The following is a 12,281-nucleotide window of genomic DNA, read 5'->3' on the forward strand; positions in this document are numbered from 1 at the left end:
TTTATAGAGTGGTTCTGTTCGTGTGGTGTGTGACGGCGGCACATCGTGCTGCATGATCCCGAGCACATCGGCATCCGCGTCAAGCCTGCCCAAATGGGTAGTTCTGCCCAAATCGGAACGGGATTTGCATCGAAAATGCCGCTGGTATGTCGCTGCCTGAGTCGCGGAACCGGTCTTTCGCCGCGATCTTGTATAACTATATGTGACAAAGGTTGTTGTTGCCTGACCGGGCGATGGCGATCATGATGATGGGGGCCATAGAGGACGCGAATGCCGACTTTTTCCCAAAGCCTTGAACAATCCCTGCATCGTGCACTGGCGATCGCAAACGAGCGTCATCACCAATACGCGACGCTCGAGCATCTCTTGCTCTCCCTGATCGACGATTCCGATGCAGCCGCCGTCATGCGCGCCTGTAGCGTCGATCTCGACAAGCTCCGCACGAGCCTGGTCAATTATCTTGAGACCGAATTCGAGAACCTGGTGACGGATGGCGCCGACGACGCCAAGCCGACCGCCGGCTTCCAGCGCGTGATCCAGCGCGCGGTGATCCACGTGCAATCCTCCGGTCGTGAAGAGGTGACCGGTGCCAACGTCCTGATCGCGATCTTCGCCGAGCGCGAGAGCCACGCCGCGTATTTCCTGCAGGAGCAGGACATGACGCGCTACGACGCGGTCAACTACATCAGCCATGGCATCGCCAAGCGGCCGGGCGTCTCCGAGGCGCGGCCGGTGCGCGGCGTCGACGAGGAGACCGAGGCCAAGGGCAACGAGGACGCCAAGAAGAAGGGCGAGGCGCTCGAGACTTATTGCGTCAACCTCAACAAGAAGGCGCGCGACGGCAAGATCGATCCGGTGATCGGACGCAATTCCGAAATCAACCGTGCGATCCAGGTGCTGTGCCGCCGGCAGAAGAACAACCCGTTGTTCGTCGGCGAAGCCGGCGTCGGCAAGACCGCGATCGCCGAGGGCCTTGCCAAGCGCATCGTCGACAGCGAAGTGCCGGAGGTGCTGGCGGCCGCCACCGTGTTCTCGCTCGACATGGGCACGCTGCTCGCCGGCACGCGCTATCGCGGCGACTTCGAGGAGCGCCTGAAGCAGGTGCTGAAGGAGCTCGAAGCGCATCCCAACGCCATCCTGTTCATCGACGAAATCCACACCGTGATCGGTGCGGGCGCTACATCGGGCGGGGCGATGGATGCCTCGAACCTGCTCAAGCCCGCGCTTGCCTCGGGCACCATCCGCTGCATGGGCTCGACCACCTACAAGGAATACCGCCAGCACTTCGAGAAGGACCGCGCGCTGGTGCGGCGCTTCCAGAAGATCGACATCAACGAGCCGACGGTCGAGGACGCGATCGCGATCCTCAAGGGCCTCAAGCCGTACTTCGAGGATTACCATCGTCTGAAGTACACCAATGAGGCGATCGAGGCCGCGGTTCAGCTCTCCTCGCGCTACATCCACGACCGCAAGCTGCCGGACAAGGCGATCGACGTGATCGACGAATCCGGTGCGGCACAGATGCTGGTCGCCGAGAACAAGCGCAAGAAGACCATCGGCATCAAGGAGATCGAGACCACGATCGCCTCGATGGCGCGGATTCCGCCGAAGAGCGTGTCGAAGAACGATGCCGAGGTGCTCAAGCATCTCGAGCAGACCCTGAAGCGCACCGTGTTCGGTCAGGACAAGGCCATCGAGTCGCTGGCCGCCTCGATCAAGCTGGCGCGAGCCGGCCTGCGCGAGCCGGAGAAGCCGATCGGCAGCTACTTGTTCTCGGGTCCGACCGGCGTCGGCAAGACCGAGGTCGCAAAGCAGCTTGCGGCGAGCCTCGGCGTCGAGCTGTTGCGTTTCGACATGTCCGAATACATGGAGCGGCACACCGTATCCCGCCTGATCGGCGCGCCTCCCGGCTATGTCGGCTTCGACCAGGGCGGCCTGCTCACCGACGGCGTCGACCAGCATCCGCATTGCGTGGTGCTGCTCGACGAAATCGAGAAGGCGCATCCCGACCTCTACAACGTGCTGCTCCAGATCATGGATCACGGCCGGCTCACCGATCACAACGGCAAGCAGGTCAATTTCCGCAACGTGATCCTGATCATGACCACGAACGCGGGTGCATCCGATCTGGCCAAGCAGGCGTTCGGCTTCACGCGCTCGAAGCGGGAAGGCGACGACCACGAGGCGATCAACCGGCAGTTCGCGCCGGAATTCCGCAACCGCCTCGATGCCATCGTCTCGTTCGGCCATCTCAGCGTCGAGGTGATCGGCACGGTCGTGGAGAAGTTCGTACTGCAGCTCGAGGCGCAGCTCGGCGATCGCGACGTCACCATCGAGCTGTCCGAGCCGGCCAAGGCCTGGCTGGTCCAGCATGGCTACGACGAGCAGATGGGCGCGCGTCCCATGGCCCGCGTGATCCAGGAGCACATCAAGAAGCCGCTGGCTGACGAGGTGCTGTTCGGCAAGCTGAAGGGCGGCGGCCATGTCCGCGTCGTTCTGGTCAAGGACGAGGCCGACGAGACCAAGGACAAGATCGGCTTCGAATTCGTCGAGGGCCCGGTCACGCCGAAGCAGGAGAAGCTGCCCGGCACCCGCAAGCGTCCGCCGGGCAAGTCCAAGCCGGGTGGCCCCGGCGGCTCCAAGGGGCCGACCTCCAAGGGGCCGCTGGTCAAGGCTTGATCCAGCGCATCATCAATCGAAAGGCCGGCTGAAGAGCCGGCCTTTTTGTTTCCGAGGGTGGGTGTGCCTTACGTCCCGGCCTCTGGCGCTGCAGCCGGCGGACGCGGCTTGTGCGGCGCGGCTGGCCGTGCGCTGCGGGCCGGGACCGACGGTTGCATCGTCACGATGACCGGATTGGGCTTGTGATCGGTTGCCGCCCCCGTCGCGGCATCGACGCCCATCCCGACAACGCCGCCGAGCAGGAGATTGCCGGCGAAGCCGGCGGCGCCGGTGCCCGACACTTCCTTGGTGAGTTGCACCGTCTGGGATTGATAGCCTTCCTTTTCGAAGGTGATCGTGATGTCGGCGCTGCGCTTCGCAACGATGGCGCAAGGTGTGGTGCAGGTTGTCGGCACCTCGAGCCCGCTGACGACGGCTTCCACGCCTGACGGTGTCGATGAGATGCTGATATTCTCGGTCGTGCCGCGCGTGACAGACGCGCAGCCGCCCAGCATGACGCTGAGCGCCACAATTCCCAATGAACGCATGAAATGCCCCTTGTTCCCCGCGCCAATGAAGCGCAACCGGAGCGCGAGGGCAATAGGTCATAGGTCGGGATAGTTAAGTCGCGCAGGGGTTGTGCACGAAAACAACGGGCAACTGGATATGGGAGCGTGCTATTCGCCGCGGAGGCGCTGGTCATCCTGCACGCGAACGTGCTCGGCGCCCCGCGCGCCGGCGGGAGACAGCCGCATCATGCTCAGCACCGCGCCGCACAGCGCAAAGCCGACGCCTGCGAGGAGCGCCAGCCTTGTCCCCTCAGCCGGATACCGTCCGAGCAGCAACGCCACCAGCGCAGCGCCGGTGGTCTGGCCGAGCAGGCGCGCCGTGCCCAGCATGCCGCTGGCCCCGCCGGCGCGCTCGCGCGGGGCGGCCGCGATCATGGTGCGGTTGTTGGGGGTCTGGAACAGACCGAACCCGGCGCCCGCCAGCGCCATCCGCCAGATCACGTCGAACGGCGTTGGGTCCGCAGGGATGAAGGCGAGCGCCGCAAGGCCGCAGGCGAACAGCGTGAGCCCGATGCCGCCGAGCAGACCGGCCGGATAACGCTCGACCAGCCGGCCGGCGAGGGGCGCCGCGAACGCCACCGCGATCGGCCATGGCGTGATCAGCAGGCCCATATGCACCGCCGAATAGCCGAAGCGGCCCTGGAGATAGAAGGGGATCGCGACGAAGGCAAGCATCTGGCCGCAGAACGAGGCGATCGAGGTCGCAATCGACAGCGCGAACACCGGGATGCGCAACAGGTCGATCGGCAAGAGCGGCGAGGTCATGTGGGTCTCGCGATAGATCAGGAGCGCGCCGGCGACGAGAGCGATGGCGAACTGGATCAGGCAGGTGATCGCGGCCTCGCCATGGCCGACGCTGTCGACCGCGGCAATGCCGACACCGAAGGTGATCGCGGACAGTCCCGCGCTCTGCCAGTCGAAGGAGCGGCTCGCCGGCTTGGTGTGCGGTAGGCTGCGCAGGCCGATCAGCAACGTCACCACTCCGAGCGGCACGTTGACGGCGAACAGCCAGGGCCAGCTTCCGACCGCGAGGATGCCGGACGCCAGCGTCGGGCCGGCTGCGGCCGAGAAGGCGACCACGAGCGCGTTGAGCCCGATGCCGCGGCCGAGCTGGCTGCGCGGATAGGTGAAGCGCACCAGCGCCGCGTTGACGCTCATGATGCCGGCCGCGCCAAAGCCCTGGAGAATGCGCGCCATCGTCAGCAGCGGCAGCGTGTCCGCCAGCGCGCACAGGGCGGACGCAATCGTGAACAGCACCAGCCCGACCAGGTAGACGCGGCGATAGCCGATGATCTCGCCGAGCGAAGCCAGCGGCAGCAGCGAGATCGTGATCGCAAGCTGATAGCCGTTGACGATCCAGATCGAGAAAGCCGGGCTCGCATCCAGATCGGCCGCGATCGTCGGCAGTGCCACATTGGCGATGGCGCTGTCGACCACCGCCATGATGATGCCCAGCGCAATGGTCAGCACCGCCTGGTTGCGCTGCGGCTGCGGCAGGCCGTCGGCATGCTCGATCGGGGCAGGCGACATCATGGAGGCGCGCTTGATTCGAGCCGTGGTTCATCTCCGAATAGGAAATTGCCGGATCGACCGCAACCCGGCAGGACACGGACAGTTCCTGTGCCGCAAGCGGTCGTTCCGGCATGGGAAGCTGGGTCGGGAGCCTTCAGGGCCGGCCGGTCACGCGACTGGCCCTTTACACTGCCGGCGGATTGCGGTCGGTGAAGGTCGTGCGCTGATGCCAATAGGGATAGGGCAGCGTCACCTTGCTTGCGGCGTCGAGCTTGGCGATCTGGTCCTTGGTCAGCGACCAGCCGACTGCGCCGAGATTTTCGCGGAGCTGCGTCTCGTTGCGCGCGCCGATGATCAGCGTCGATACCGTGGGGCGCTGCAGCAGCCAGTTCAGTGCGATCTGCGACACGCTCTTTCCCGTTTCCTGCGCGACCTCGTCGATGGCCTCGACGACGCGATAGACGTGCTCGTCCGGCACCGGCGGGCCGAAATCGGCCGTCTTGGGCAGGCGGCTCACCTCGGGCTTCGGCTGACCCCGGCGGATCTTGCCGGTGAGGCGGCCCCAACCGAGCGGCGACCAGACCACGGCGCCCAGCCCCTGGTCGAGGCCGAGCGGCATCAACTCCCATTCATAGTCGCGCCCGATCAGCGAATAATAGGTCTGGTTGGCGACGTAGCGCGGGAAGCCGTGCTTGTCGGCAACCGAGAGCGACTTCATCAAGTGCCAGCCGGAGAAATTCGAAACGCCAACGTACCGGATCTTGCCGGCGCGCACGAGCACGTCGAGCGTTGAGAGCGCCTCTTCGGGCGGGGTGAAGGCGTCGAAACCATGAAGCTGGAACAGATCGATGTAGTCGGTGCCGAGCCGGCGCAGCGAACCGTCGATGGCCGCGAGCAGGTGTTGGCGCGACGAGCCGATGTCGTTGGGACCGTCGCCGAAGCGGAACGTCGCCTTGGTCGAGACCAGCACCTTGTCGCGGCGGCCCTTGATGGCTTCGCCGAGCACCCGCTCGGACTCGCCGAGCGAATAGACGTCCGCGGTGTCGAACATCGACACGCCGGCTTCGAGGCAGATGTCCAGAAGGCGCCGAGCCTCGGTCGCATCCGTCGTGCCCCACGCCGCGAGGCGACCGACGCCGCCGAACGTGCCGGTCCCGAGACTCAAGGCAGGCACCATGAGGCCGGACCGGCCCAAGCGTCGGAATTCCATCGATATGCTCCTTGGCTGGCCGCCGATTGATCCCTGCGGCTCGATTTCCGAAGGATAGTGCAAGCAGGTGCCGCGTCCTACCACGCGCTCACATACCGGCCTTGCTCGGAAATAGCCCACTGGTGCCGGTGACCGCTCACTGGAACGAAATCAGTGCCGCAACTGACTCTGCCTGAAGTCACGCGGCGACATCCCGAAACGCTCGCGGAAGGCACGGCCGAAATGCGAGAGATCGTTGAAGCCCCAGGCGAAAGCGACCTCGCTGATGTGGCGATGGGCGAGCACGGGCGAGGCGAGGTCGCGCCGGCATCGGGCGAGACGCTCGGCAAGGACGTAGCGCTGGAACGACGTCTCCTCGTCGGCGAGGAGATCATTGACGTAGCGCGGCGAGATGCCGAGCGCTGCCGCAGTCTCAGGGAGGGAGAGGTCGGGATCGGCGAGATGCGTGCGGATGTGCGCCTTCAGTCGAAACAGCAGGGCGGAGCGATGGGTCGAGGACGGCAGCGACGTCTTGCCGAGCCGTTCGCTCAACGCCATCGCGAGCAGATCGACGGCCTGCTCCGACAGCGCCGCCGCGTTGTTCGGATCGAGCCTGTCTGCGTTCTGGCAGAGCCTGACGATGAAATCATAGGCGAGCCGCTCGAGCGGTGCATCGGTGCCGAACGAAATCGCGGTCAGCGTCTCGGTGCCGCCGAGCCGGCGATGCAGCATCTTGCGCGGCACCTTGAAGATGGTCTGGGTAAAGCTGTCGTTGAACTTCAGCTCATAGGGCCGCGTGGTGTCGTACAGCGCGAACTCACCGGGATGGATCACGGTCTCGCGGCCGTCCTGGGCGACCCCGCCGTCGCCGCGGTTGCCAAGCGCGACCAGGACGAAATCCTGCTCCGAGCGCGCGATGCGCGAGGGCGTGCGGAAGACATGCTGGCGGTCGGAGCAGACCTCAGAGCACACGGCCTTGCCGAGCGAAGCCTGCGTCACCGAGCCGTGGAAAGCGCTGCCGAGATCGGACTTGCAGTCGAGCCCGACGAAGACGTCGCAGACGATGTCCTGCCAGAGGGCAAGCCGCCGGTAGCCGGGGCTGCCGTCTGTGGTGAACTGGATTGGCATCAGGACAGCCTCCCTTTCACAACCTGCAAAACCGCATATTGGCGCGGATTGAGCCTCACCGGAGGCAAATTCCGGACCGGGCGATCCCTTTCAGTCGAGTTTTCGTTCCGCTGTGGTCGAGCGCCCCGGCCGCCCGTGCCGGCAAATAGACTGCATCGGACGTGACTTCCGATCAACCGGCAATGGAGGCGGCAATGGGCATCGAACATCCGAAATACAAGGTGGCGGTGGTGCAGGCGGCGCCGGCCTGGCTCGACCTCGATGCCTCGATCGACAAGTCGATCGGGCTGATCAGGGAGGCCGCCGAAAAGGGCGCCAAGCTGATCGCCTTTCCGGAGGCATTCATCCCCGGCTATCCCTGGCACATCTGGATGGACTCGCCGGCCTGGGCCATCGGTCGCGGCTTCGTGCAGCGCTATTTCGACAATTCACTGTCCTATGACAGCCCGCAAGCCGAACGCTTGCGCGATGCCGTGCGCAAAGCCAAGCTCACCGCCGTGCTCGGCCTGTCCGAGCGCGACGGCGGCAGCCTTTATCTGGCGCAATGGCTGATCGGACCCGACGGCGAGACCATCGCCAAGCGCCGCAAGCTGCGGCCGACCCATGCCGAGCGTACCGTCTATGGCGAGGGCGACGGCAGCGATCTCGCCGTGCATGCGCGGTCCGACATCGGCCGCATCGGCGCGCTGTGCTGCTGGGAGCATCTCCAGCCGCTGTCGAAATACGCGATGTATGCCCAGAACGAGCAGGTGCATGTCGCGGCATGGCCGAGCTTCTCGCTCTACGATCCCTTCGCTCCGGCGCTCGGGGCCGAGGTGAACAATGCGGCTTCGCGCGTCTATGCGGTGGAGGGCTCCTGCTTCGTGCTCGCCCCTTGCGCGACGGTCTCGCAGGCGATGATCGACGAGCTCTGCGACCGGCCGGACAAGCACGGGCTGCTGCATGCCGGCGGCGGGTTCGCCGCGATCTACGGCCCCGACGGCAGCCAGATCGGCGACAAGCTCGCGCCGGATCAGGAGGGTCTGTTGATCGCGGAGATCGACCTCGGCGCGATCGGCGTCGCCAAGAACGCGGCAGATCCGGCCGGACACTATTCGCGGCCCGACGTGACGCGGCTGCTGCTCAACAAGAAGCGATACCAGCGCGTCGAGCAGTTCGCGCTACCGGTCGACGTGGTCGAGCCGACCGACATCAACGCGGCAGCGAGCTGATCGCGGGAGGGCACGATCGTGGAGTCCGCAATTCCGCTGCATCTCGAGACCCCACGCACGCGCCACAAGCGTGTGCCCGAGGATTACCGGCCGCCATACCCATCCTTCGTGGCGCGCTACAAGCCCGCGATCAACCGTGTCGTGATGGCTTACTTCGGCGTGCAACATCATGGCACCGCGCCAACGGCAGCAACCGATGCGTCGAACGAACTCGCGCGGTTATTCGCTGCGGAGGGAGGTCCTTCGCATTGGGATCGGGCGTCTTATGCCGATCAGTCCGGCTCTGAGAACATTGTCACCGTCGCCTATTGGGATGACGTCACGCGCTTCGAGGCCTGGTTTGCGCCGGCGCGAGAGGAGTGGACCGGGCGGCAGCGCGACGGCATCGGCACTTTCATCGAGGCGCTGCGTCCCACTGTAGCGCGGCACGAGACGCTGTTCTCCTCGCCCGATCGCCCAGAGGGCGTCGCTGTCGTTGCCGATGGCATGAGCGGCGAGGTGCAGGAGCATGCCTATTGGGGCGGCATGCGCGACCGCATCCCGTTGTCGCAGACCGATGCCATGACGCCCGCGGGCGCTCCGGAGTTGATCCGCGACGGCGCGCGGCTGCGCGTTCTCGCGCATGACAATCTCTGCCTGATCCGCTCCGGACAGGACTGGAGCGATACGGAAGCAGCCGAGCGCAAGCTCTATCTCGACGACGTCGAGCCGGTGCTACGCGAGGGCATGGATTTTCTGCGCGATGACGGCTTGGCTATTGGCTGCTACGCCAATCGCTACATGCGTGTGCTCGCGCCTGACGGCAGCATGAGCGAGAAGTCCTACGGCCAGAGCTGGTGGAAAAGCCTCGCCGCGCTGGAACGCTGGGCGGAGTCGCATCCGACTCATGTCAGGATCTTCGGCGCGGCGATGAAATATCTGTCGACCCTCGGGCCGTCGGCCAAGCTGCGGCTCTACCACGAGGTCACGGTGGCGGCCGCCGACGAGCAATTCTTCGAATATCTGAACTGCCATCCGAAGACGGGGATGCTGGCGGCGGTGGAGACCATCAGAAAGTAGTTAGGTCAGGCAATGGCCGAGCAGCTCGGGATGTGCCGCGCAGATGTGATGCGCACCGGCGTCCCGCAGCTCCGCCTCGCTGCCATAGCCATAGAGCACGCCGATCGCGGTCATGCCGTTGGTGCGGGCGCCGACCACGTCGTGGCTGCGGTCGCCGATCATGATGGCGCTGCTCGCATCGACCCTGGTCTCGTCGAGCGCGTAGCGCAGCAGGTCGCGCTTGTCGACGCGCGTGCCGTCGAGCTCGGAGCCGAACACGCGCTCGAAGTACGGTTTGAGGCCGAAATGATCGACGATGCGGGTGGCGTAGACCGCGGGCTTGCTGGTCGCGACGAACATGCGCGGTGTCGTCGCGGCCAGCGTCGTCAGCGTGTCCAGGATGCCGGCATAGGCCTCGTTCTCGAACAGGCCGATATCGCTGAAGCGCTCGCGATAGAGCAGCAGCGCGCGATCGGCGAGCTCGTCGGTTCCGGTGAGCGTCTTCAGGCTGGCATGCAGCGGCGGGCCGATGCACCAGGCCAGTTCGTCCTCGCTCGGCACCGCGACGTCCAGTCGCTCCAGCGCGTACTGGATCGAGCGCGTGATCCCCGGCTTCGGGTTGGTGAGCGTGCCGTCGAGATCAAAAAAGATTGTCACCATTCGGGCGGGACCTGCGTTGATACTGCCGTCTGTTGCTAGTTGGCTGGGGTTCCAAGTCAAGGTCCGATTTTGGTCGATTGCGTCGATGCCATGCGAATAGCTCGGGTTATCGCTGTCTTGTGCCAGGCTCTCGCGCTGTCGCCGACGCTCGCGGAGGAGACGCCGCCGCCCGTCGCGCCTCCGAAGGCGGAGGAGCCCGCGAAGCCGGCGGAGACAAAGGACGCGCGCGAGAGCGACACGCGGGAGTCGATCTGCCTGATCGTGGAGGCGGCTGCGCGCGATGCCAATCTCCCGCTGGAATTCTTCGCCCGGGTGATCTGGCAGGAAAGCCGATTCCAGGCCGATGCGGTCGGCCCCATGACGCGCAGCGGCGAGCACGCGCAGGGGATCGCGCAGTTCATGCCGGGCACCGCCAGCGAGCGCGGGCTGCTCAATCCGTTCAATCCGGTGCAGGCATTGCCGAAGTCGGCGGAGTTTCTGAGCGAACTGCGCAACCAGTTCGGCAATCTCGGGCTTGCCGCCGCCGCCTACAATGCCGGTCCGCGGCGCGTGCAGGAATGGCTCGCCGGCACCGGGCCGATGCCGGAGCAGACCCGCAACTACGTCTACGCCATCACGGGCACGAGCGTCGATGCCTGGGCCAAGGCGGGCAACACCGGCAAGGGACCGCCAAGCTCACCGCCGACGAGTTGCCGTGACCTGATGGCGCTGCTCAAGCGCGCGCCGAATGCCTTCGTCGCCGAGCTCGAGCAGCATGTGGAGCTTGCGGCCGCAAAGGCATGGGGCGTCCAGCTTGCCGCCGGCTTCGACCGCAACAGGGCGCTGGCGATGTATTCCCGCGCCGTGACGCGGCTCAGCACGGTGATCGGTGAGCGCGATCCGAGCCTGCTGTCTTCCGTGATGCGCAGCCGCGGCACACGCGCGTTCTACCAGGTGCGCATCGGCACCGAGACGCGCAGCGAAGCGGATGATCTGTGCAGCCGCATCCGTAAGGCCGGTGGTGCGTGCTTCGTGCTGAGGAACCGGGGTGTGAGCGGGTAGGGGCGTTACCTACACACGCGTCATTCCGGGCTCGCGCCCAAGAGGGTGAGCTCCGGAATGACGGCCTGTGATTGAAGCGTCCTGCATGCCAGCCCCGCCGCGTGTTTCCTTGACGCGAGCCGCCGCATTGCCCGTTATGCGGGCACGATTCCGCAAACCCGTCCAAAAAAACCCGTGGCACTTCCTCCACTCGATTCACCGCAATGGAATAGCCCCTGGCTTGCCTTCGGCTGGGGGCTGCGCTCGATCACGCAGACGATCCTCACGCTGGTCCTGTTCGTGACTTATCTCGGCATCGGCGCGCTCGCCCATGACACCCATTTCAGCCTGCTCTGGGCGCTCTGCTCGACGCTGTTCGTCTGGGCGGGGCCAGCGCAGATCATCCTGATTACCACGCTCGGCTCCGGCGCCACCATCATCCAGTCGGCCATCGCGGTTACGGTCAGCGCCATCAGGCTGTTTCCCATGGTGGTCTCCGTGCTGCCGTTGATGCGCACGCCGACGACCAAGCGGCGCGAGCTGTTCTTCGCGGCGCATCTCACCGCCGTGACGCTGTGGGTCGAGTGTCATCGCTTCCTGCCTCAGGTGCCGCGCGAGCGGCGGATTGCCTTCGTTCACGGACTTGGCTTCGGTCTCGTCTCGGTATGCCTGACCGCCAACACGGTCGGCTATTTCCTCGCCGCCAATCTGACGCAGACGCTTGGCGCCGCCATCCTGCTGCTGACGCCACTGTCGTTCCTGTTCTCGACCGCGCGCAACAGCCGCGAGGCTGCGGATGTCGTCGCACTGGTGCTCGGCGTTCTGCTCTATCCGATCGCGGCGAAGATGAACTCCGGCCTCGACATCCTCGTCAGCGGCCTCATAGCCGGTACGATCGCCTACGGCGTGCATCGGTGGCGGGAGGTGCGCGCATGAGCTACGCGCAGCTAATCGGCGACTGGCATGCACTGGCGGTGCTGTTCGTCGCCGGCGTCGTTCCCAACCAGATCTGGCGCATGCTGGGCCTGTGGTTCGGCGGAGGCATCGACGAGGGCTCCGAGCTGCTCGTCTGGGTGCGCGCGGTTGCAACCGCGATCCTGGCCGGCGTCATCGCCCAGATCGTGGTCGAACCGCCGGGCGCGCTGGCCAGCGTGCCGGATGCCCTGCGCTATGGCGCGGTGGCGGCCGGCCTCCTCGCCTTCCTGCTGGCCCGCCGCTCGATCTTCGCGGGCGTCGTGACCGGCGAAGTCTTCATGCTGGCCGGCAAGTGGTGGTTGGGCTAAAACCGGCGGCGAA

The 12,281-nt window shown here is 65.6% G+C and carries 11 protein-coding genes; 6 read left to right on the forward strand and 5 right to left on the reverse strand.

Annotated elements, in window-relative coordinates; translation table 11 throughout:
- Positions 1–270: 270 nt before the first annotated feature.
- Complete coding sequence (gene clpA, locus ACFDR6_RS24665; protein WP_212089502.1) at positions 271–2,679, forward strand: ATP-dependent Clp protease ATP-binding subunit ClpA; 2,409 nt, start codon at positions 271–273, stop codon at positions 2,677–2,679.
- 68 nt (positions 2,680–2,747) lie between these two features.
- Here clpA and ACFDR6_RS24670 read toward each other — a convergent pair whose 3' ends face one another.
- The 4 genes from ACFDR6_RS24670 to ACFDR6_RS24685 form a co-directional block, all read right to left on the reverse strand.
- Positions 2,748–3,206, reverse strand: coding sequence for a PEGA domain-containing protein (locus tag ACFDR6_RS24670; protein WP_212089504.1), 459 nt, complete (start codon positions 3,204–3,206; stop codon positions 2,748–2,750).
- Positions 3,207–3,335: 129 nt separating this feature from the next.
- Positions 3,336–4,757, reverse strand: a complete 1,422-nt coding sequence (locus ACFDR6_RS24675) for an MFS transporter (protein WP_375860017.1) — start codon at positions 4,755–4,757, stop codon at positions 3,336–3,338.
- Positions 4,758–4,923: 166 nt separating this feature from the next.
- A complete protein-coding gene (locus ACFDR6_RS24680) occupies positions 4,924–5,949 on the reverse strand; it encodes an aldo/keto reductase (RefSeq protein WP_375859840.1) in 1,026 nt (341 codons plus the stop codon).
- Positions 5,950–6,099: 150 nt separating this feature from the next.
- The gene (locus ACFDR6_RS24685) at positions 6,100–7,056 is read right to left on the reverse strand and encodes an AraC-like ligand-binding domain-containing protein (protein WP_212089510.1); all 957 of its coding nucleotides are present in this window, start codon (positions 7,054–7,056) and stop codon (positions 6,100–6,102) included.
- A 194-nt stretch (positions 7,057–7,250) separates the two neighbouring features.
- Between ACFDR6_RS24685 and ACFDR6_RS24690 the strand changes: the two genes are divergently transcribed.
- Complete coding sequence (locus ACFDR6_RS24690; RefSeq protein ID WP_375859841.1) at positions 7,251–8,267, forward strand: carbon-nitrogen hydrolase family protein; 1,017 nt, start codon at positions 7,251–7,253, stop codon at positions 8,265–8,267.
- Between the two features lie 18 nt (positions 8,268–8,285).
- Positions 8,286–9,326: a phenylacetaldoxime dehydratase family protein gene (locus ACFDR6_RS24695; RefSeq protein ID WP_375859842.1), complete on the forward strand. Its 1,041-nt coding sequence runs from the start codon at positions 8,286–8,288 to the stop codon at positions 9,324–9,326.
- Here ACFDR6_RS24695 and ACFDR6_RS24700 read toward each other — a convergent pair whose 3' ends face one another.
- Complete coding sequence (locus ACFDR6_RS24700; RefSeq protein ID WP_375859843.1) at positions 9,327–9,965, reverse strand: HAD family hydrolase; 639 nt, start codon at positions 9,963–9,965, stop codon at positions 9,327–9,329. It lies immediately after the preceding gene.
- Positions 9,966–10,055: 90 nt separating this feature from the next.
- Between ACFDR6_RS24700 and ACFDR6_RS24705 the strand changes: the two genes are divergently transcribed.
- From ACFDR6_RS24705 to ACFDR6_RS24715, 3 genes are all read left to right on the forward strand, one after another.
- A complete protein-coding gene (locus tag ACFDR6_RS24705) occupies positions 10,056–11,006 on the forward strand; it encodes a lytic transglycosylase domain-containing protein (RefSeq protein WP_317243738.1) in 951 nt (316 codons plus the stop codon).
- 174 nt (positions 11,007–11,180) lie between these two features.
- Positions 11,181–11,921 (forward strand): AzlC family ABC transporter permease, encoded by a 741-nt coding sequence (locus ACFDR6_RS24710; RefSeq protein WP_212089519.1) that lies wholly within the window; start codon positions 11,181–11,183, stop codon positions 11,919–11,921.
- The gene (locus ACFDR6_RS24715) at positions 11,918–12,268 is read left to right on the forward strand and encodes an AzlD domain-containing protein (protein WP_375859844.1); all 351 of its coding nucleotides are present in this window, start codon (positions 11,918–11,920) and stop codon (positions 12,266–12,268) included. Before ACFDR6_RS24710 ends, ACFDR6_RS24715 begins: the two co-directional genes overlap by 4 nt.
- Positions 12,269–12,281: the final 13 nt, after the last annotated feature.

This window comes from Bradyrhizobium tunisiense (assembly GCF_042263385.1).
GTDB lineage: Bacteria > Pseudomonadota > Alphaproteobacteria > Rhizobiales > Xanthobacteraceae > Bradyrhizobium > Bradyrhizobium tunisiense.

Coding starts and splice junctions, on each gene's coding strand:
- clpA (WP_212089502.1), top strand. CDS start 271: ATGCCGACTTTTTCCCAAAGCCTTGAACAATCCCTGCATCGTGCACTG.
- ACFDR6_RS24670 (WP_212089504.1), bottom strand. CDS start 3,206: ATGCGTTCATTGGGAATTGTGGCGCTCAGCGTCATGCTGGGCGGCTGC.
- ACFDR6_RS24675 (WP_375860017.1), bottom strand. CDS start 4,757: ATGTCGCCTGCCCCGATCGAGCATGCCGACGGCCTGCCGCAGCCGCAG.
- ACFDR6_RS24680 (WP_375859840.1), bottom strand. CDS start 5,949: ATGGAATTCCGACGCTTGGGCCGGTCCGGCCTCATGGTGCCTGCCTTG.
- ACFDR6_RS24685 (WP_212089510.1), bottom strand. CDS start 7,056: ATGCCAATCCAGTTCACCACAGACGGCAGCCCCGGCTACCGGCGGCTT.
- ACFDR6_RS24690 (WP_375859841.1), top strand. CDS start 7,251: ATGGGCATCGAACATCCGAAATACAAGGTGGCGGTGGTGCAGGCGGCG.
- ACFDR6_RS24700 (WP_375859843.1), bottom strand. CDS start 9,965: ATGGTGACAATCTTTTTTGATCTCGACGGCACGCTCACCAACCCGAAG.
- ACFDR6_RS24705 (WP_317243738.1), top strand. CDS start 10,056: ATGCGAATAGCTCGGGTTATCGCTGTCTTGTGCCAGGCTCTCGCGCTG.
- ACFDR6_RS24715 (WP_375859844.1), top strand. CDS start 11,918: ATGAGCTACGCGCAGCTAATCGGCGACTGGCATGCACTGGCGGTGCTG.